We start from the raw sequence: 19,716 nt of genomic DNA on the forward strand, positions 1-19,716 counted from the left end.
GCGTTCGAGTCAACTTCCGAGCCGCTGAAGCCCGGATCGCACGGTCAAAATCGGTGAACGCCGCGACGGGCTTTCTACGCCACCCATTCATTAATCCCGACAGCGCATGGCGATTCCACGCGATGCGCGACGGGGCGCGGGGTGGCTCACCACGATCCGTTCAATTCTTGACTACTCATCCCTCGATCAGTCATTCGGCAGGACCTTACGCTTTTACCTCGAACCGCAAAAAATCCGCCAATCGCTTCGACTCCACGACTCCGTCGTGCGGAAGTAGAAGGTATTTCCATGGCTTGCCGCCGACGTCCGCGGCGTAGCGAGAAGCATGGCTGCACCAGCGCGAGGCCGCGCCGGCCTTCGACCGCGCCTCAGGAGTATCGATATCGACTCGGGCCTTCGTTTCGACCATATAGATGCCGGCATCGGTCTCCGCGACAAAATCAGGGATGTACTCCGGCTGTTCCGTGCCGAACTTGTAGTAAATCTGGAACTGGCCCTTCGCCGGTTTGAACCATTTCAGCGCATCACGCTCCAGGATGATGGCGAAGCGCCGCTCGGTGTCGGAATCAAATTTTTGTAGCGGGTAAAGACAGCGCGCAAAGCCACCGAACAGCATTTGCTTGATGCGGCTAGTTTCGGTGACGGTCTCTCGGAAGTGATGCGCCGTTTGCCCTGCCGTAGCGGTGTAATTGCAGGGCTTCAATTCGGTAAAACCACGGCTGACCTGAACTTCGTACTCGGTCGCCTTCTCCCAGAAGTGCGCCATCATCTGGGCGTGAATTTCGCGAGCGATTCGGGAACGGTTTTGATCCAGCACATTGCGAGCCTCCTCTTCGGAGAGATAACTCAGGAGGTGTAGCACCATTTGCCCTGCCAGGTCGTAGAGCAAGTCGGCGTGCGTGAAGTAATCGATATCATCGAAGTCCACAAGCGCATGAACGATGTAGTCCTCCAGCCGCTGCTCCTTCAGCCCGATTTCCGCTGCCAAGGTGAACTGTTCGTTAGTGCGCAGCATCTGACCAATGATCTCGCGCTCACCCGGTTGCAAGTGCAACTGGCTGACGTCGAGCTTGAACGGGTGAAAGCCGGTTGTGACTTCGCCAGTCGGGACGACAACAATACGCGGGATATCGATGGTTTGTTGTACGACGACTTCCGTAGTCTTGGACACCACGGCCGATACATCGATCTCGCTAGTTTGGTCATCAATCCCTGTCAGCAAGTCGCCTTGAACGGGCTTCAATCGTTCGGTCACTTCGGCCAGGATTTCCTTTTGCACTTCGGGCTTCAGCAACGCGCCGCTGGTGGGCACCAGGTCACGCCTGACTTCATATTGGCTAATGACATCGAGCACCATCCGCGCGACTTGCCGCTCGGCTTCGGTCTCGAAAACCGGACTTGGCGCAGTCGACGGAGAGGCGGCTATCGTACCGTTGTCGATGGAAGCCGCCGGAACGACAGGCGTGTCAGCCAATCCCAGCCGCGTCATGGCCCCCGATCCGACCTGCACACTGACTTTCTTATCGTCAGCGCTCGGCGCATCGAGAATGACTTGCTTGAGACGAATCGGCGAGTCGCCACGGTTGGCTTCGTCGATGATCTCCTGGAACTTGTCGTGGGCGACAATGTTCAACCGGTCCACGGCGGCCACGCCCGTTCGTTTGCCGTAGGGCAAACGCAAACCTCGGCCGATGGATTGCTCGATCAGCGTGCGTGCATTGGCGGCACGCAGCGGCACGATGGTGTAGAGGTTGGTCACGTCCCAGCCTTCCTTCAGCATGTTGACGTGAATCACGATCTCGGTCGGCTCGTCCACGCTTTCCACGGCCAGAAGCCGGGTGATCATTTCCTCCTCTTCCGCCCCGGTACGGCTGGAATCCACCTGGATCACCTTGCCGCGATAGCGGCCTTCGTAAAAGGCGTCCGATTCCAGCAGCGCCAGGAGTTGCGCCGCGTGTGTGGTATCGCGCGCGATCACGAGCATGAAGGGCTTGACCGCCTTGACACCGTTCTCGCGGGCATAGGTGAGCAGTTCGACCTTGGTGGTTTCGTGCAGGCGCACGCCGTCTTCGAGCTTGGTTTTCTCGATTTCTTCCGGCGTGTGCGCCTTGGCGTCGAAATTGCGCTGAGTAACCACCGCCGGTTCCTTGACGAAGCCGTCCTCCATCGCCCGCGCCAAGGGGTAATCCATCACCACATTCTTGAACGGTATCGGCCCGCGCGCGGATTCCACGAAAGGCGTGGCGGTCAATTCCAGGCCGAACAACGGCTTCAACTCGTTGATCGACCGCATGCCCGCCTGTGCGCGGTAGCGGTGCGATTCGTCCATGAGCAGCACGAGATCGGGGAGATTTGCCAGATGATTGAAGTAGCTATCACCCAGCACTTCCCTCATCCGCTTGATGCGTGGCTCCTTGCCTCCCCTCACCTCGGAGTTGATCTTGGAAATGTTGAAGATGTTGATGCGCACGTCATGGCCGAACCCCAAGGCCTGATCGTCGACGGCGGCGCCGGTCTGGTCGTAGTTGTCGCCCGTGATGATCAGCGGCGGTTGTTGGGCAAACTCGGCGATACCCTTGAACACGTACTTCGGCGTGTTGCGCGTGAAATCCGTGATCAGTTTGTTGTAGATCGTCAGATTCGGGGCCAGGACGAAAAAATTGCTCAACCCGTGCGCCAGATGCAGGTAGGCGATAAACGCGCCCATCAAGCGGGTCTTGCCCACGCCGGTCGCCAAGGCAAAACAGAGCGAAGGAAAGTCACGCTCGAAGTCCTCCAGGGTTGGAAACTCCGCTTTCAGCGTGGCGAGGATGGCCGGGACGTCCCGCTCATGACGCAAGAGCGCCGGCGACGCTCCGATGGCGCGCACCAGACGCAAAAGCGATTCCGCTTGCGGCGGACGAAGCGACAGACGGCCGTTGACATGGTAAAAGACCCGATTCATGCCGACTTCTCCCGCATCAGCTTCAATTGTTGCAGCAGATTCGGCACGTCGTCCCGGACGATGCTCCACACGGTATCGTTATCGATGCCGAGATAGCCATGAATCAGGCGATTTCGGGTGGCGACGATCATGCGCCATGGGATTTCCGGATGGGCCAGTCGCACCGATTCCGGAATGTGCGTCGCCGCTTCGCCAATCAGTTCCAGATTGCGCAGCGTGGCGTCATAGTTAAGCCCGCTGGCCTCGAAGCTCGCCTGATCGAGGCCGCGGGTATAGGCCAGCACCTTTTCCGCAAAGCCGATCATATCGTCCAGATAAAAGCGCCACTCGCGCGGTGTAGCGTCAGACATCGACGGCCTCCCGCTCAATGTACGGGCGAAGTTCCTTGCGCAGCGCTTTTTCCGTGACCAGATCAACCGGGCACCCCAAAGTATCCTCCAAATAGAACTGCACGCCGAAGTAGCGCGCGGAACTGGCCGCGCCATCGAAGGCCACCAGCACGTCCACGTCGCTGTCCGGGCGCGCCGTATCGCGCGCGGTGGAGCCGAACAGGGCCAGCCGAGTAACCCCGTAACGCTCGGCCAGCACGGGCTTGCTGCGCGCCAGCAGCGATAGCGCCTGATCGCGTTTCATACCTTGTCCTCCTCGAATAGCGCGCCCTGCCCAGGCGCGGTCTCTTTGCGCTTAGCCGCTCGACGCCCCTCGTCCGCTGCTGTAAGAGGGGTCGGGGGAGAAGTTGTAGCCATGGGCAGATTCGACACGTTCAAGCTGTAATCGTCATGCCCCCACTCGCAACGGGCCAGCACCATTTTCGGAATCTTTTTGAGGGTCAGATTCGGCCAGCGATCGGCTGCCTGGGCCGCGTTCACGCCGTGGAAGGCCGAGCAGCACACCAGCAGGCTCTGCTCGCTGCCCACTTCGTCGGAAAGCGCCTGCAATTGCTCGGCGGAAAGATTTTGCGTGGTGACGTAGATGAAGTCGCGCTCGCTAGAAAACCCGTGCTGCCACCAGCGGGTTTCCGAAGGCGCGTAGGTGAAGCCTTCCAACTTGCACAGCGCTTCCGCCAGCATTGCGGCATTGTATTCGGGATTGATCACCGGATTTCCCCAGCGGTCGTTGACGATCAGCGTGGGCGCCAGCTTGTAGTAGCGGAAGCCGCCGCCACCTCGCCAGTTCACAGCTTTGGTGATACCGCCGGGGTCCTCGCCGTCAATGACCTTCTTGAGGCGCGGAATGATGTGGGTGTGGCAGTGTTCGCCCAGTTCCACCATGATCCAGCGGCGGCCCATTTTGTGGGCCACGGCACCGGTGGTGCCTGAGCCGGCGAAGGAGTCTAGGACGAGGTCCCCAGGATCGGTAGCAATGTTCAGCATGCGTTCGATTAACCGTTCTGGCTTCGGTGTATCAAATGAACTCGCTCCTGGAAACAACAGGCGCATCTCATTCTTGGACGTGCGATTGCTTCCTACATCATCCTTTGACCAGATTGTTCTTGGTACCAAATTTCCTACTTCTGAAAGGTAGCGTTTTATACTTGGCCTTGCTGAGCCTGTTGGCCCCCACCACACGCGACCATCTGCATCCAATTCCCGCAACTTTTCTTCTGATACCCGCCAAAATCTTCCTGGTGGCGGAGAAAAGATTCGTCCGGTTGGCCCTTGAATTGAGTATTGGCCTTTAGAGTAAGGCTTATTGGCATACGGATCTCCAGGCAGCCAAGGCCCACGAGGATCATTATCTGGATTTGAGTAAATCGAATTTGCCTCTTCAGTTCTTTCCAGCTTCCTGGGACTCCAATCAGGGTTCTTGGAAAACACCAAAATATGGTCATGGTCAGTGGAAAACTGACGGGCTGAGTTGCGAGGCGAATCTGCCTTTTCCCAAATTACATTCGCAACAAAATTAGCTCGCCCAAACACCTCATCACACAACACCTTCAGATAATGACATTCGTTGTCATCAATCGTGATCCACAACGAACCATCCTCGGCCAGCAGCCGCCGAATAATTTCCAGCCGGTCGCGCATTAGCCCCAGCCAGATGGAATGTTCCAGTCCATCGTCGTAGTGAGTAAAGGCGCTGCCCGTGTTGTAGGGCGGATCGATGAACACACATTTGACCTTGCCAGTGAATTCCTGCTCCAAGGCTTTGAGCGCCAGCAGGTTGTCCCCGAAGATCAGCCGGTTATCGAAAATGTCGCTGTCCGAAACCCGGTGTTTGGCATGGTAGGACTTTTCCGGATCTTCGAGCAGGATGCGCGGCTCTAATCGAGGCCGTTTTTCCTTACCGATCCAAGTGAGCTCTAGCTTTTTCTTTCGTTCTGACATTCGTTCAACTCGGCCTTTTAAGTGGGTGTAATCGGCGAGTTTCACCCGCTGTGGCCCAATAGCTTCCAGACTTGGCGTTTCTTGGCCAACCCGCTTCATGGTCAACCAGGTTATCTATAAGTGCCAAAACTTCGGTGCCGAAGCTAATTGCATCTGAATCAAGAAGCTCAAACGATAATGCATTGAAATGGCAACCAAAAACATTCCTTGCCTGTGCAATCCTAGAGAGTTCATCCAAGTGAGGAGCAAGTTTTTTCGCAATGTATGAAACTGTTCCATCAGGGTTTTCCTGCTTGTGCTCCACCCGTAGAGCGGTTCTTAGCTTCTTATCAATAGCCGGTAGTAAATCCCCTAATGTATAGAGTGCATCAGTACGTCGGGGCACATAGCATTCATACAGCAACGTCAAAAAATCGAGAGCTGCCTCCAAAATTACCCCGGCTTTTGCGGATACCAACTGCGGGTCTGGTGGAATCTCCGAAAGTAGTTCGCGAAGCCGCTCTATATCTGGAATGCTTCGAATCAGCGAAATACCACTTGTTGGTGTCCATTTTGTGAGTTCAATAAACTGGCATTGGCCATTCTTTAACCACCCCCAGCGAAGTTTTTGTTTCCACGGTTTATAATGTGTGGTAATGACACATTGACGGAATTTAAGAGCCTCTGAATACAGCATTTCGATTAGCCGATATACATGAGGTTCATCCACGCTGCCAAGCACATCATCTAATACCAGAATTGTGTCTTCTGGTTTGTCCATCTGTGCTAACGCAAGAAAGACACAGAGGCCAAGCGTATCAAGATGCGAATCACTGAAGTAAGCTTGCGGCGGTGTACCGTTGAGGCCATGGAATTCCGTGGCAATTTCCAATGACGCTCTTTTTGCCGGATCAAGTTCCAGACTGATTTTGTTAAGCTTTTCTCCTGGATGAACTGCTTCGTATAATCTACTTACGTTTTCTGTTATTTTCTGCAAAACCCCATCCGTAAAGTTTCTCCGCTGATCCTCTATGATGTTTAAAGTCTCTTTTAGGCGTGGCAGAACCTCTTCCAGCTCTCGTCTAATTTGACTGCTATTTTGCAGTGCTTCCATTGAAGCCTTCAAAGTACCAGTAAACTTTTTACTGTCAGCATATCCATCAGCGATTATTCTCCATTTTTCTAGGATTTTTGGAGCGGATGCTAGCCAATTTTTCCATTCCGCTAAATCAGTTGGGTATGCCAGTACAGGTAGTTCAATACCATCTGGTAGATGTTCACAGGTAGCGGACTGCTTAAATTTCTCAGCATCGACAAGCGCTTTTTCTTTTAGATAGTCAAGCTTTTGGTTCTGCTCAACTAATGATTGTTGCTTCAATCTTAAAGCCGACTGAGCCGACCTCAATTGATTGGCAAGATTTTGCGATGCTATCCGACTGCGAACTTTTTCTGGTAGGTCAACTACATTCTCGCTACTTTCACAGAGTGGACAAACATCAGGGTAAGGATGTCGAATAAAATGCTGGTGTGCTGCCTGGAGGATTTCAAATACCTCGATATACTCGCTCGCAACCTGCTCATTGAGCAGATTAATCTTACTCTCAGCAAGCCTAACTGCTTCATTAGCATCATTGCAAGCATTTAACTGTTCTTGATACTGGCCAGGATAAGAAAGTAGTTTATCGTAAGCTAACCTTAGAGATTCGATTGCGATCTTAGCCTTATCCAAAACTGAATTGTCGTTACTAAGCTCATTAGTAGCCCACTCTTGTGCAGAGGAGCCTGGCTTTCCTGCTTGTTCCCAAAATCTGTGAATGGTTTCAGTGTTTTCCTGAACTCTGGCTACTGCAACTTCCAAATCTTTTTCTATACTTCGAATTAATTGCCGAAGTGAAGCTTCAGAAGCTTCGACACCAGAAACATCAATGAACCTACTTATCGCGTTGTATCGATCGGCAGGCTTGGCCTCAACGAGGTTCAATATTTGGCTTCTTCGTAGTACCTCAACACGAGGACGTTTCTCTTCTGGATCGACGACAACGCCAGTTCTGGTTAGGGTTGCTTTGCAGCTTCCATCTGATGTTTCCAACCTAACGGATACATCAGTTGGTGTACGCCCAATGGAATGCCAATATTTGTTTGTCCTTCCCAGACCTCTGTTCTCAAGAGACCCCACGTTACCCCTACCAAGAAAATCAAAGGCATCACATATTGTAGATTTGCCGGTACCGTTTTCACCGTAAATAACAGAGAGCTTTTTCCCTTTTTCAAAGGACAGCTTGAAAGGTGTGACTGACCCTCTCAAATGTTCAATCACTAGTGATTGTATTACCCCCTTTGTCATTCGCATCCCCCTTATCTATTGCTTTTTCGATTAGAAGTCGCCAGTCTTCAGCTTTTAATTTTCCGGCTGCTAAACTCCTCTGCATTGTTTTTGCATCGTTAGCCAGTACTAATGCTTTATCTACGAGTTCGTGTGCAATTTGTTCTGCGAGAAGTTCCGAAGGCGCTTTTGATCGCGAACTCGTTTCACTCATATCAGCTCCCACTTAATTGTAAATAAGGTTTCTTCAGTAACCTTCTGCTGTAACTGCGTTTCAAGCTGTCCAATTAAATCATTACGCTGAGATTCAACCTCGTCCTGACGATCGAACAATTCACGACGTAACTTATTGCGCTTGCCCTCCAGTTCACGCTGACGCCTTTGCCAGTGTAGCTTTTCGTCAAGCGTCGGCGAGATAGCGGCGGTACGGCGGATTTCCTTGATTTCGCGGTCGATTTCCTTAATTTCTTGCTCCAGCCCTAGTTTCAAGTCGTCTGCCCACGCATCCAGCTTTTCGACCTCCTGTTGAAAGTAGCTGAGGTTACGTTGGTTGATCTCACGGAGGAGTTGGAGTTTGCGAGCTTCCACGTCTGCCGAAAGAAGCTCGTCGGCATCGGCGGGGGATGCTGACGGTTGGGTTCGTGCAGGAAAGCGCAACAGTTTTTCCGGATCGTCTTCCGCTAGAACGGTACCATCGACCGTGCTGGCTGCAACGATCAAGTGTTCCTCGCGATTTCCCAAGGCTTCCACGGTGATCAGCTTGACCGTGAGCCAGCCCGACTTCCCGCGATACGGCTTGAGCGTACTGACCTGAGTGCCGTAGGCATCGTAATCGAATGTGAGTCGACAGCCTGGCAATTGCCGGCTCTTGGCTTGACGAATCACCCATTCGGCGAGTGGGTAGCCGAGCCGGTAAAGATGGGCATCGCCGCTGCGCCGGGGCAGCTCGTAACGTCCGAGGGCAACGCCTTCAATCTCCTTATCCGGCAAGCGCCGGAGTACGAAACCGTCGTCATCGAATTCCGCGCAGTCGCCCAGCTCGGCCCGAGTGAGATCCATGAGCATGCGTTCGTAGCGTCCCCGTGCTGCGCGGCTATCTTCCGCACGGATGCGCAATCTTTCTTGAACCTCCTCATCGAAATTCTCCAGCAGAAGCTGGCGGGTCTTGACCATTGCCTCGTTGATCTCGCCGGACAAGTCGAGCTGCAACTGCTCGAAGCTGGCTTTGATGGTTTCCGGATCGCGGCAGTTTTTGTAGATCTCGGCGATACGGCGTTCGAAATCGACGCCGGACCCAATGGTGCCGAGCACTTCATCGCTGGCCCCGAAAACGCCTTCGAAGAGTTGGAACTTCTCCGCCAAAAGCTCATAAACGCGAGCATCCGCTTCGTTGCTCCGGTCAACGAAGTTGACGACCACGACGTCGAACATCTGTCCATAGCGATGGCAGCGGCCGATACGCTGCTCGATGCGCTGCGGATTCCAGGGCAGGTCATAGTTGATGACCAAGGAGCAGAATTGAAGATTGATACCTTCGGCGCCCGCCTCGGTAGCGATCATGATGGTGCCGCGTTCCTTGAAATGTTCGACGAGTGCGGCGCGGGTATCCGCCGTCTTGGAACCTGTGATGCGATCGGTGCCCGCGTGGCGTTTGAGCCAGTCTTGGTAGATGGCTTGAGCGCGTGCATCGCTGTTGGTACCGTTGAACAAGACAATGCCCTCGCCGTAGCTCGTGTCGGCGAGCAGCGAACACAGGTAGTCCTGCGTCCGCCTGGACTCGGTGAATATCACAGCCTTTTTCGGCGCACCCAAACGGTCCAGCTCCGCAAAGGCCCGATCCAGGGCCGTTAGCAGAGCCTTGCCTTTGGCGTTGTCACGAATGTTGGTAGCAAGTGCCTTGAATTGTCGAAGCTCTTCGATCTCCTGCGCAATGGCGGCCCGTTCATCCGGTTGCAAGGACTCTCCGCCACTGCCCTGATCATCCCATTCGTCGGCAGTCTCATCCAGAGATTCGTAGTCTTCGTCCAACGCTTCGGCGAGGTCAGGTATTTCGCGCGCCTTATCGAGTACTTTTTGCAAACGATTAGCCATGGTTTCCAAAGCGCCGGCAATCGCGTGTGTAGAGGACGCGAGCAGTTTCCACAACACGAGGGAAATCAGCTGGCGTTGCCCTTCGGGTAGAGCCTTGAGATTGGGGCGCCGCAGGTAGTCGGCGACCAGACTCGACAATTCCTTTTCTTCATCGGATGGGGTGAATTCTTGAACGATGGCCCGCCGTGCGGTGTAGGACACGTAGGGTTGAACCTGCCGGCGCAGGGTACGCTTGCAAATGCCCGCAAGTCTGGCGCGGAGGCTCTCGAAGGACTGTACCTTGCTCGGACTGCTGAATTGTGCCCGGAAACTGTCGAGATCCCCGAATACCCGGTCATCGATGATACTGACCAAACCGTACAGCTCCAGCAGCGAGTTTTGCAGCGGCGTCGCCGTGAGCAGCACCTTGGAGTGGACGCGCGCCAGCGCATCCTTGAGCGTTCTGGCAATGACGTTGCTTGGCTTGTAGACGTTGCGCAGGCGATGCGCTTCGTCGAGCACCACCAAGTCCCAATCGATGCCTTTGATGTCGTCTGCTTTGGTCTTTGCGAACTGATACGAACAAATGATCGGCGCAGAAGACGTCAGAAAAGGATTTCGGCATTCCTGCTTACGGATGGCGTTGTAGCTCTTGGCCTCCAGAATCAGGCCTTGCAGACCAAACTTGTCCTGCATTTCCTGATGCCACTGTTTGCGCAAGTTGGCGGGGACAATGATCAGAATTCGGCGGCGGCGCTCGGCCCAGCGCTGCGCGATGACAAGACCGGCTTCAATCGTTTTCCCAAGACCTACCTCGTCGGCAAGAATGACCCCACGGGACAATGGGTTCTTGCAGGCAAACAAGGCTGCCTCAACCTGATGGGGATTGAGGTCAACCTGAGCGTCGACCAGCGTAGAGGCGAGCGATTCCACGGTATCGCCCGCCGCGCGACGCGTCAGCAGCCAGGCATAGAACTGGCTTTGATGCGGTGTGAGCACCTGCGTTGTCATCAAACGCACCCCCTCCCCTTTGTTTTTGCCGGTGCCGTTCACTTGTGAACAGGTTTTGCCAATTTTACTCAGTTCATTAGAGTAATAGGCGGAAACATTCCCCGCCCGGCCCCTCAAGGTCCCGCGCTTTTGCATTCTTTGAGGCACCGCCCCGGCCTTGTGACATTGAAAACAACAGCCTTGAAATCGACCGTGAAAAACATCCTGCGCAAGCTCGTCTTGACGTTCGTTGCGCTGACGGTAATTCCCGTCGCCCTGCTGCGCTGGCTTCCGCCGCCGACCAGCGCGTTCATGCTGCGCGCGCAAGTCCTGGCGGTTATCGAAGGGAAGTCCGGATTCAAGCTGCGCTACCGATGGACTCCCTGGGACGATATTTCGCCTTATGCGAAAGTCGCCGTGATCGCCGCCGAAGACCAGTTGTTCGACCGGCATTACGGCTTCGATCTGAACGCCATCGGCCGAGCCTGGAAGCATAACCAGCAGGGAAAACACATTCGGGGTGCCAGCACGATTTCTCAGCAAGTCGCCAAGAACCTGTTTCTTTATCCGGGGCAGAACTACGCCCGCAAAGCTTTGGAAGCGTATTTCACCGCGCTCATCGAATTGATGTGGCCGAAGCGGCGGATATTGGAGATTTACCTGAATATCGCCCAGTTCGGCGAGGGAATTTACGGCGTTTCGGCCGCGGCGGACGCCTTCTTCACCAAATCGGCCTCGAAACTCAATCCGAACGAAGCCGCCCTGCTCGCCGCCGTTCTGCCCAACCCGGTGCGCTTACGCGCCGATAAGCCTTCGGCTTATGTCATGCATCGGCGGGTGTGGATACTAAGACAGATGAAGCAACTGGGAAGCACGAAATATTTACGGAATGTCGACAGCTAGATTCGGGCAAAAGCGGGTTTGACGAAACCCGCCTTTGCCGAGCGTTTCAGAAGAGGATCAAATCCCCAGGTTACTCAAAGCAACCATCAACTCGTTGAGAATACCGGTGATACGCGGATGTTCGACCTCGAACTGCGAAATCGCTTCTTTCAGGTCTTCGATCAGATGCAGCTGATGTTCGTCTTCCGATGCCTCGAGCTGCCGCTCGAGATCGGCCAGCAAGGTCTCGAGCCGCACCCTGGTTTCAGAATCCGCCGAACTCAATTGTTCGATTTCTTTGCGCAGATTGAAAAGCGCTTCACTTACTTCTTTTTCAGTCATGGGATCTTTTCCTCAAAACCCGTCGTTTTCGGCAAATCCTAACACAGCCGGTTGCCGGCTCAAGGCAAAACCGCCCTGAAAAACTCGGGCGCGACGAAAGCCGCCTGATGGATTTCGGCATTATAGTAGTGGGCTGCGAACGGTTTGCTGCGGGCATCGGCCTCGCGGAAATGGGTCAGATCCGATTTTCCCGCCAGGGTCCCGCTCCACCAGCCGGATGGATAAATGAACTGCGGGAAGAACAAAGTACGCGTTTGCGGGAATCCCGCCTGCCGCATGGTCTTGTGCATGGCCTCGATCAGCGGCATGTGGAACAGCGGCGATTCGCTCTGCTGGATCAGAATCCCGTCCTTGCGCAGGCAGCGGAAACACTCCCGATAGAATGCCTCGTTGAATAAACCCTCTGCCGGCCCGACCGGATCGGTGCTGTCCACGATAATGAGATCGACGCTTTCGGCCGCCGCGTCCTTCACCCACTGAATGCCGTCGATGAAGAGCAGCTCGGCGCGCGGATCGCTATTCGATTCGCACAGCTCCGGAAAATATTGCTCGGCGAGCCGGGTCACCCGTTCGTCGATCTCGATCTGAACCGCCCGCTTGACCTCCGGGTGTTTGAGAACTTCCCTGAGGCTCCCGCAGTCGCCGCCGCCGATGATCCAGACGGTTTCCGGATTCGGATGGGTGTATAGCGCCGGATGGGTCATCATTTCGTGATAAAGAAAATTATCCCGATCGGACACCATCGTGCAGCCGTCGATGACCATGAGCGTGCCCAGCCACTCGGTTTCGTAGATCTCGATGCGCTGAAACGGCGTCTGCTCCTCGTGGAGCTTTTCAGTCACCTTCAAGGAGAGCGCGCTCCCGTGTTGCGGATAAACCTCGGTAAACCAGTTTTCGTCGCTCAGCATGGTGTTCCTCGCAATGGAAAAATCGGACGATTTTCCACATAATTCAACCTTTTTTAAAGAGCTTGGCCACCGAAATGAGTTGGAGTCTAGAGCAGGCGGTCGAAACCTACGCCATCGAGCACTGGGGAGAAGGCTACTTCGGCATCAATGACGAAGGTCACGTGGTCGTCCGTCCGACCAAAGACTTGGCGCAAGGCACCGTGGATCTCTTCGAAATCGCCCAGGCGGTGCGCCAGGAAGGCTTGTCGCTGCCGGTCCTGGTGCGCTTCACCGACATCCTCCGCGACCGCGTGAGCCTGCTGCACAAGGCTTTCGAAAAGGCCCGCCACGAGCACGATTATCGAGGCAGCTATACGCCGGTCTACCCGATCAAGGTCAACCAGCAGCGGAGCGTGGTCGAGGGCATTCTGAAAAACGGCCACACGTCAGTCGGCCTGGAAGCCGGCAGCAAATCGGAACTTCTGGCCATACTGGCCTTGTCCGATGCCGGCACGGTGATCTGCAACGGCTACAAGGACCGCTCCTACATCCGCCTGGCCCTGATCGGCCTCAGCCTCGGGCTGAACGTCTTTATCGTCATCGAAAAGCTGTCCGAGCTGGAGCTGGTGCTTTCCGAATCGCACGATCTGGGAATCGAACCGCAATTGGGCGTCCGTATCCGACTGTCCAGCATCGGCGCCGGCAAATGGCAGAACAGCGGCGGCGAGAAGTCGAAGTTCGGCCTGCACGCGAACGAGCTGCTCCGGCTCGTTTCCAAGTTGCGCGAAGCCGGCGGACTCGAATGGCTCAAGTTGATGCATTTCCACATGGGCTCGCAGGTCGCGAACATCAACGACGTCAAGACGGCGCTGCGGGAGGCCAGCCGCTACTACGTGGAGTTGAGCGAACTCGGCGCCCATCTCGCCTGGGCCGACGTCGGCGGCGGACTCGGCGTCGATTACGAGGGCACCCATTCGGTCAGCGACTGTTCCATCAATTACAGCATCGACGAATACGCCCACAGCATCGTGCGCGCCTTTTCGGAGGCCTGCGCCGAATACGGTTTGCCGCATCCTAACCTGATCACCGAATCCGGACGCGCCATGAGCGCGCATCATGCGGTGCTGATCACGAATATCATCGATATCGAATCGGTGGCCGAAGACGGAAGCCCTCCGGCCGAAATCAAGGCAAAACCCTTGCAGGACCTGGCCGACCTGCTCCGCGCCCTGCCCCGGGAGTCGCCGCTGGGCGTGTATCACGACGCGCAATTCGATCTCGCCGAAGCCCGAGCGATGTACGTGCAGGGCAAATTGAGCCTGGCCGAACTCGCCGATGCGGAACGGCTGAACGCGGCCATTTGCCATGCCGTTCACCGGCGCCTCGACGTTCGGCTTCGCGCCCATCGCGAGCTGATCGACGAACTCAACGAGCGGCTCGCCGACAAGGTGTTCTGCAATTTTTCGCTGTTCCAATCCATGCCCGACGCCTGGGCGATCGCGCAGGTGTTTCCGGTCATGCCGCTGCAGCGCTTGCACGAGGAGCCCACCCGCCGCGCGGTCATCCAGGACCTGACCTGCGATTCCGACGGCCGGATCAATACCTACATCGACCGGCAGAGCCTCGAGACCACCCTGCCGCTGCATGCCCACAAGCCGGGCGAGCCGTATCTCATCGGCATCTTTCTGGTGGGCGCCTATCAGGAAATCCTGGGCGACATGCACAACTTGTTCGGCGATACGCATTCGGTCAACGTCGAACTGGACGGCGCCGGCGGCTACCGTTTCATCCACCCCATGCGGGGCGACGGCGCCCACGACCTCTTGCGCTACGTCCATATCGACCCGGAAGAATTGGAACGCGCTTATCGCAAGAAGCTGGTCGAGGCGCGGATTCCCCCTGAACAGCGCAAGCGCTTCGAGAGCGAACTGATCGCCGGCTTGCGAAGCTACACCTATCTCGAGGAGTAAACGGCATTGAACACCGAAGGCAGGAAGGACATTAAGGCGGGTTTCATCGGTCTCGGCGCCATGGGCACTCACATGGCGCGGAATGTGGCGAAAGGGCATTACCTGACGTCCGTCTGGAACCGAACCGAAGCCGGCGCGATAACGCTTTCGCAAGAATTGGGCGTACAGTGCGCCGTCTCGCCCGCCCTCGTCGCCAGCCACGCCGACGTCATCCTGATTTGCGTCTCGGCCGACGCCGACGTGCTGGAGGTGATACACGCCATGTTACCGGCGCTGCGCCCGCAATCGATCGTGGTCGACATGTCCACGGTGAGCAGCGATACCGCGCGTGAAGCCGCCAGGCTGGTTGAAAGCAAGGGCGCGGATTTTCTCGACGCTCCGGTAACCGGCGGCGTCGAAGGCGCGAAGAACGGGACCCTGGCGATCATGGTGGGCGGCAGGCTCGAGCCCTTGGAACGAGCCATGCCGGTGCTGGAAACCATGGGCAGCCGCATCGTTCACATGGGCGACGTGGGTGCCGGCCAGGCGGCCAAGGCGGTGAACCAGATCATGGCGGCCGGCATCAACGAGGCCGTGACCGAAGCCTTGGCATTCGGATCGGCGCTGGGGTTGGACATGCGCAAGGTTATCGACGTGGTTTCCGGCGGCGCGGCAGGCAACTGGTTCCTGGAAAAGCGCGGACCGACCATGACCCAAGGCCTCTTCAAACCCGGTTTCAAGCTCGCCCTGCACCAAAAGGATCTGAAAATCTGCAAGGGCATGGCGGATAAGCTGGGAATCGAACTCTCGGTTACCGAAATGGCCATGACCGATTACGCCAAGCTCATCGCGGAAGGGCATGGCGACGAGGATATCTCGGCGCTGTACCGCCTCAAGCGGCCATCGCCGTGAGCTTCGCGCGAACCGTCTGGGTCAGGATCCATCTTTATCTCGCCCTGAGCGTCGGCATTCTATTCGTCCTGATCGGTCTCAGCGGGAGCCTCAGCGTCTACCGCGAGGAACTCGACGAACTGCTTAATCCCGGCCTGACGATCGACGACCCGAAAGGCGAATACCTGCCCCTGGACCGGATCATGGCGGCGGTGCGGGAGGCGCATCCGAACCGAACCAGGGCCTGGGTGCTGGAAATGCCCGGTTCCCCCCGCGGCATGATCACCGCCTGGTACGAAAACCCCTTCGAAACCGCGGGCGAGTTTTACGCTCCGCTCATGGTATCGGTGAATCCGTACACGGCCGAAGTCGTAGCCAGCCGATTCTGGGGCCGAACGGCCGCGACCTGGATCTATGACCTCCATACTCAACTGCATTTCGGATTGTTCGGCTGGAACAGCGTCGGCATCCTGGGGCTGTTGCTGATCGTCTCGACGATTACCGGTCTTTATCTGTGGTGGCCCGGATTCAGTCCGCTTCGCCAAAATTTTCTGATCCGGCACGATGCCGGCCTGGCGCGCTTTTCTTTCGACCTGCACCGAACGCTCGGTCTGTTCAGCGCCGTCATCCTGCTTTTGCTGGCGTTCACCGGATTCCATCTGGCTTACCCGAAACTGCTGGAAACGATACTCGATGCTTCGGACATGGGACACGGCGACGGCGGTCCGGAAATCCTCAGCACGGGAGCGCCCAACGACCGTCCCGTCAGCCTGGCCGAAGCGGTCCTGCTCGCCCGGGGACCGTTTCCGAGCGCCGAGCTGAGACGCATCACCACGCCGGACGGCGAGAACGGCACTTATCGCATCAACTTGCGCCGCCCCGGAGAGCCGAATATCAAACACCCGTCGACCCTGGTCTGGGTCGACCGCTGGAGCGGACAGATTCGCGAAGTACGCAATCCCAATCAGTTCACCGAAGGTCAAGCTTTTATCACCCGGATCTGGCCGTGGCACACCGGCGAAGCTTTCGGCGCGATGGGCCGCTTCGCCTGGTTCTGTGTTGGCCTGATGCCACTCGTGCTTTACGTGACCGGTCTATTGCACTGGCTGCATCGACGCGGTTCGATCCAGGACCGGGAGGTGAATCTCGCGGCGCTTCGCCCAAAGTTCGAACGTGCGCGGAGCATTTCTTTGCACCGCTTGCTAGACCTCACCCGTTTTACCCGCCGTTTCGCAAGCTGGGCTATCGAGTGGATAGTCCGCCTCGCCCGACGGGGTAAGCAGCGTTATCTCGATTGAGCTTCGACGGGGATTCCTCGTGATTTCGTTTTGATGGGTTACGCCGCTCGCAGCACAGCGAACGACGGCCGGCTTATACCGAAGCGCGCTAACCCATCCTGCGAACCCCCGGCTTCCATACCCCACCGAAAAATCCGTAGGATGGGTAGAGCATTGGTAGATACTGTCTTAAGAATCACGATGCAAGCGCAAAATTGGGATTGAACGGTTGACCGGATTTAAGGACGCCGTAGGCGAGGACGAGGAGCTTGCGCATGGCGGCGCCCACGATGAGTTTGCCGTTCTTGCCTTGGGCTTTAAGGCGCTCGCAGAAGGCGCGGATCAGTGGGTTATGGCGCCGGGCGACGATGGCCGGCATGTAAAGGGCTTTGCGGAGCAAGGCATCGCCGGTTTTGGATAGACGGGTGTGGCCTTTCCATTTTCCGGACTGGTGCTCTTTGGGCGAGAGGCCGGCAAAGGCGGCGACGCTGCGCGCGTTTTCGAAGCGGTGAACGTCGCCCAGGGCGGCCAGCAGCACCGGGATCGTGGCATTGCCCAAGCCGGGAATGGTGTCGAGCAGGTCACGCCGTTGGCGGAGGTCCGGATCAGGGTCGATGTGCTCCCGGATGCGCTTTTGGGTCGCGGCGATCTCGGCATCGAGGGTGGCGAGCACGGCTTCGATGGAGGGGCGTACGGTGGGATCGGCCCCGTCCAGGCGGTTGCGTTCCATCTGCCGCATCTCGAGGAGGCTCTCGAGCCGACGGACCAGCGCTTGTAATTGGCGCACGGCCAGCGGAGGCGGCTGCCAGAGCAGAGGTCTTTGGCTATGACAGAAGCGGGCGATGAGCTTGGCATCGGTCTTGTCGGTCTTGGTGCGGCTCAGTTCGGCTTGGCCGAAGGCGTGGATTTGGGCGGGGTTGACCACGCTGACGGCGAGGCCGTGGTCGACCAGGAACAGGGCCAAGCCCTCACCATAGCGGCCGGTGGCCTCCAGACACACGTGGGGCGCTGGGAAGGCCTGCAGCCAGGCCAGGAACGCCTTAAACCCTTCGGGCGTATTCTGGAAGACCTTGGTTTTGTACTTGCCGTTGCGTAGTGCGGCGGCGTCGAACTTGGCTTTGGCGATGTCGATACCGATGGGGGTGAACGTCATGAAGTCTCCTTGGGGTTCGTTCGGGAACGATGAAGGGGCCGATCGCTCGGAACCGCTCCTGCCGGGTTCAGCCTTATCCATCCAGGGTTCTGCCCAAGGCAGCCCTACGATACTGTTCGAACTCAATGGCGAGGAAGGGACGCTGGGGGACGATCTACGGCGCGGGCTTCAGGCCCAAGGTCGGCAACGTCTTGCCCAGCGTCTGGGTCCGATGATCAGTCGGAGATTCTGCCTCTTGTGGAACGCAGAATCGAGATATAAGGTCGGCAATCCTTTGCCGACGACCTCATTGGCCCAATCGCACTCGCGAGTACCCGTACAGCAGGTATGAAAATGTTCTAGCGGCCGGCACCATCGAGCGCAATCACCTTGAGCCCATCCGTCTCCGTAGACCAGGACACGTAAACCCGGTCGCCGTTGGCATGCAGGAAGGGATTGTCGGCCCCGCTCTCGGTCTCGGCCAGAATGCGCGGCTCGGTCCAATTCGCTCCGCCGTCGGTCGAGCGCATGGTCTTGAGCTGATTGTTCTTGCCGTCGAATTCCAGCCAGACCAAATCCACCCGCTGCCCTACGCTCAAGACGTGCGGGTGAGCCGGCATGGCCGCCGGATTCCCGATTTTGACGGGCCGCGTAAAGTGAGCGCCGATATCGTCGGAATAGGCATAAAAAAGGCCCGTTGCGTCGGGCGCGGCACTGTACCAGGTCAAGTGATAACGCCCGTCCTTGGCGATCGACAGACCCGGTCCGTGGTGGGGACAACCTTCGATGTGCCAGTTTTCGTGCGTCACTCGAACCTGCCGGCCGGGTTTATCCCAATCGGCGAACTTGAGCAGCGCATGGTCGCGGATGTTCTCGGGATAGACGTTTCGCCAAACGACCAGCGGCAAGCCGTCGATGTCGATGGCGGCCTGCAGCCGGCAGCACTGACAGGTGTAATCCGCCGCCTTGACGTTCGGCTTGAAGCTCTTGCCGCCGTCGTCGGACCACGTGTAATACAGAGAAGACCCGTTGTAAGGCTGGTTCTTGGCCTTCGCGGCCTGGACATCCCGAGCATCCAGCCAGGCGATGAAGATCTTGCCGTCGCGGCTGACCGCCAGGCTGTCGAACGAATGGCCGATGATGTCCAGATTGTCGTTGACCGTGACCGGCTCGGAGAAGGTTCTTCCGCCATCCACCGAACGGGCGAAGCGGATATAACTGCTGAAGCGCTTTTCCAGTCCCTTCGTCCACGTAAGATAAATTTCCCCTCGTGGGCCGACCGCGATCTTGGGCCTGCTCTCGCCATGGGCCAGTACGTTTTCCGGTTCGCGATTCACCGCGACCGGCTTGCTCAGGGTCTTGCCGCCATCCTTCGAGAACTGGACGTAAATTCGCCCCTGCTGGACCCATGAAAGCCATAACCGACCGTCGGCATCGAAGACCGCGCTGGGCGTCCGCGCGCATTTGGGCGTGGGCGCGGCCGCCGAATCCTTGCAATAAGCGGGTTGCGAAGAGGACGCGGCGCTCTCCTGCCCGGCCCAGACGAATTGGCTGGCCAGCGCCAGGGCCGGCAAGCCGATCAATCTGCAAAAAACATTCATCACATTTCACCTTTTCCGGGTTTGCATAACCTCAAACGGAAAATAACCGAGAATCCCCAATCGAGCCAGACGTGGGCTTCTCGAAGACACATGCAGCCGACGGCGGGCGAAGGACTGGGCCT

16 protein-coding genes are annotated in these 19,716 nt (G+C 56.9%); 5 read left to right on the forward strand and 11 right to left on the reverse strand.

Annotated elements, in window-relative coordinates:
* Positions 1–205: 205 nt before the first annotated feature.
* From sS8_RS10180 to sS8_RS10205, 7 genes are read right to left on the reverse strand one after another with little or no spacing between them, the layout of a single operon-like run.
* Complete coding sequence (locus tag sS8_RS10180; RefSeq protein WP_119629553.1) at positions 206–2,944, reverse strand: DEAD/DEAH box helicase; 2,739 nt, start codon at positions 2,942–2,944, stop codon at positions 206–208.
* The gene (locus tag sS8_RS10185; RefSeq protein WP_119629554.1) at positions 2,941–3,294 is read right to left on the reverse strand and encodes a HepT-like ribonuclease domain-containing protein; all 354 of its coding nucleotides are present in this window, start codon (positions 3,292–3,294) and stop codon (positions 2,941–2,943) included. Before sS8_RS10185 ends, sS8_RS10180 begins: the two co-directional genes overlap by 4 nt.
* The gene (locus sS8_RS10190) at positions 3,287–3,577 is read right to left on the reverse strand and encodes a nucleotidyltransferase family protein (protein WP_119629555.1); all 291 of its coding nucleotides are present in this window, start codon (positions 3,575–3,577) and stop codon (positions 3,287–3,289) included. The genes sS8_RS10185 and sS8_RS10190 overlap by 8 nt, the downstream gene beginning before the upstream one ends.
* Complete coding sequence (locus tag sS8_RS10195) at positions 3,574–5,271, reverse strand: site-specific DNA-methyltransferase (protein WP_119629556.1); 1,698 nt, start codon at positions 5,269–5,271, stop codon at positions 3,574–3,576. Before sS8_RS10195 ends, sS8_RS10190 begins: the two co-directional genes overlap by 4 nt.
* A 4-nt stretch (positions 5,272–5,275) precedes the next feature.
* Positions 5,276–7,567, reverse strand: a complete 2,292-nt coding sequence (locus sS8_RS10200; protein WP_170161027.1) for an AAA family ATPase — start codon at positions 7,565–7,567, stop codon at positions 5,276–5,278.
* Positions 7,560–7,787: a hypothetical protein gene (locus sS8_RS27625; RefSeq protein WP_145986483.1), complete on the reverse strand. Its 228-nt coding sequence runs from the start codon at positions 7,785–7,787 to the stop codon at positions 7,560–7,562. The genes sS8_RS10200 and sS8_RS27625 overlap by 8 nt, the downstream gene beginning before the upstream one ends.
* Positions 7,784–10,696, reverse strand: coding sequence for an SNF2-related protein (locus sS8_RS10205; RefSeq protein WP_232020588.1), 2,913 nt, complete (start codon positions 10,694–10,696; stop codon positions 7,784–7,786). The genes sS8_RS27625 and sS8_RS10205 overlap by 4 nt, the downstream gene beginning before the upstream one ends.
* A gap of 150 nt (positions 10,697–10,846) precedes the next feature.
* Between sS8_RS10205 and mtgA the strand changes: the two genes are divergently transcribed.
* A complete protein-coding gene (gene mtgA / locus sS8_RS10210) occupies positions 10,847–11,536 on the forward strand; it encodes a monofunctional biosynthetic peptidoglycan transglycosylase (protein ID WP_197716732.1) in 690 nt (229 codons plus the stop codon).
* 57 nt (positions 11,537–11,593) lie between these two features.
* Here mtgA and sS8_RS10215 read toward each other — a convergent pair whose 3' ends face one another.
* Together sS8_RS10215 and speE are read right to left on the reverse strand one after the other, a co-directional pair.
* Positions 11,594–11,857, reverse strand: coding sequence for a DUF4404 family protein (locus sS8_RS10215; protein WP_119629559.1), 264 nt, complete (start codon positions 11,855–11,857; stop codon positions 11,594–11,596).
* A 59-nt stretch (positions 11,858–11,916) separates the two neighbouring features.
* Positions 11,917–12,765, reverse strand: coding sequence for a polyamine aminopropyltransferase (gene speE, locus sS8_RS10220; RefSeq protein WP_119629560.1), 849 nt, complete (start codon positions 12,763–12,765; stop codon positions 11,917–11,919).
* Positions 12,766–12,839: 74 nt separating this feature from the next.
* Between speE and speA the strand changes: the two genes are divergently transcribed.
* The 3 genes from speA to sS8_RS10235 are packed head-to-tail and all read left to right on the forward strand — an operon-like array spanning position 12,840 to position 16,882.
* Entirely contained in the window at positions 12,840–14,714 is a 1,875-nt protein-coding gene (speA, locus tag sS8_RS10225) for a biosynthetic arginine decarboxylase (protein ID WP_119632705.1), read from the forward strand.
* A 30-nt stretch (positions 14,715–14,744) separates the two neighbouring features.
* Positions 14,745–15,605, forward strand: a complete 861-nt coding sequence (locus sS8_RS10230) for an NAD(P)-dependent oxidoreductase (protein WP_119632706.1) — start codon at positions 14,745–14,747, stop codon at positions 15,603–15,605.
* Positions 15,602–16,882 carry a PepSY-associated TM helix domain-containing protein gene (locus tag sS8_RS10235; protein ID WP_232020589.1) on the forward strand — a complete coding sequence of 427 codons (1,281 nt, stop codon included), beginning with the start codon at positions 15,602–15,604 and terminating at the stop codon, positions 16,880–16,882. Before sS8_RS10230 ends, sS8_RS10235 begins: the two co-directional genes overlap by 4 nt.
* 175 nt (positions 16,883–17,057) lie before the next feature.
* Here the strand turns inward: sS8_RS10235 and sS8_RS10240 are convergent, their stop codons facing one another.
* Positions 17,058–18,014 (reverse strand): IS110 family RNA-guided transposase, encoded by a 957-nt coding sequence (locus tag sS8_RS10240; RefSeq protein ID WP_119629562.1) that lies wholly within the window; start codon positions 18,012–18,014, stop codon positions 17,058–17,060.
* On the opposite strand from sS8_RS10240, the gene sS8_RS10245 reads away from it, so the two are divergent.
* Positions 18,013–18,345, forward strand: a complete 333-nt coding sequence (locus tag sS8_RS10245; RefSeq protein ID WP_145986484.1) for a hypothetical protein — start codon at positions 18,013–18,015, stop codon at positions 18,343–18,345. The two genes, sS8_RS10240 and sS8_RS10245, sit on opposite strands and share 2 nt — an antisense overlap.
* A 7-nt stretch (positions 18,346–18,352) precedes the next feature.
* On the opposite strand, the gene sS8_RS10250 is transcribed toward sS8_RS10245, so the two are convergent.
* Positions 18,353–19,594 (reverse strand): sialidase family protein, encoded by a 1,242-nt coding sequence (locus tag sS8_RS10250; RefSeq protein WP_119629564.1) that lies wholly within the window; start codon positions 19,592–19,594, stop codon positions 18,353–18,355.
* Positions 19,595–19,716: the final 122 nt, after the last annotated feature.

Source organism: Methylocaldum marinum (assembly GCF_003584645.1).
In the GTDB taxonomy this organism is placed as follows: Bacteria; Pseudomonadota; Gammaproteobacteria; order Methylococcales; family Methylococcaceae; genus Methylocaldum; species Methylocaldum marinum.

Coding starts and splice junctions, on each gene's coding strand:
- sS8_RS10180 (WP_119629553.1), bottom strand. CDS start 2,944: ATGAATCGGGTCTTTTACCATGTCAACGGCCGTCTGTCGCTTCGTCCG.
- sS8_RS10185 (WP_119629554.1), bottom strand. CDS start 3,294: ATGTCTGACGCTACACCGCGCGAGTGGCGCTTTTATCTGGACGATATG.
- sS8_RS10190 (WP_119629555.1), bottom strand. CDS start 3,577: ATGAAACGCGATCAGGCGCTATCGCTGCTGGCGCGCAGCAAGCCCGTG.
- sS8_RS10195 (WP_119629556.1), bottom strand. CDS start 5,271: ATGTCAGAACGAAAGAAAAAGCTAGAGCTCACTTGGATCGGTAAGGAA.
- sS8_RS27625 (WP_145986483.1), bottom strand. CDS start 7,787: ATGAGTGAAACGAGTTCGCGATCAAAAGCGCCTTCGGAACTTCTCGCA.
- sS8_RS10215 (WP_119629559.1), bottom strand. CDS start 11,857: ATGACTGAAAAAGAAGTAAGTGAAGCGCTTTTCAATCTGCGCAAAGAA.
- speE (WP_119629560.1), bottom strand. CDS start 12,765: ATGCTGAGCGACGAAAACTGGTTTACCGAGGTTTATCCGCAACACGGG.
- speA (WP_119632705.1), top strand. CDS start 12,840: ATGAGTTGGAGTCTAGAGCAGGCGGTCGAAACCTACGCCATCGAGCAC.
- sS8_RS10245 (WP_145986484.1), top strand. CDS start 18,013: ATGAAGTCTCCTTGGGGTTCGTTCGGGAACGATGAAGGGGCCGATCGC.
- sS8_RS10240 (WP_119629562.1), bottom strand. CDS start 18,014: ATGACGTTCACCCCCATCGGTATCGACATCGCCAAAGCCAAGTTCGAC.
- sS8_RS10250 (WP_119629564.1), bottom strand. CDS start 19,594: ATGAATGTTTTTTGCAGATTGATCGGCTTGCCGGCCCTGGCGCTGGCC.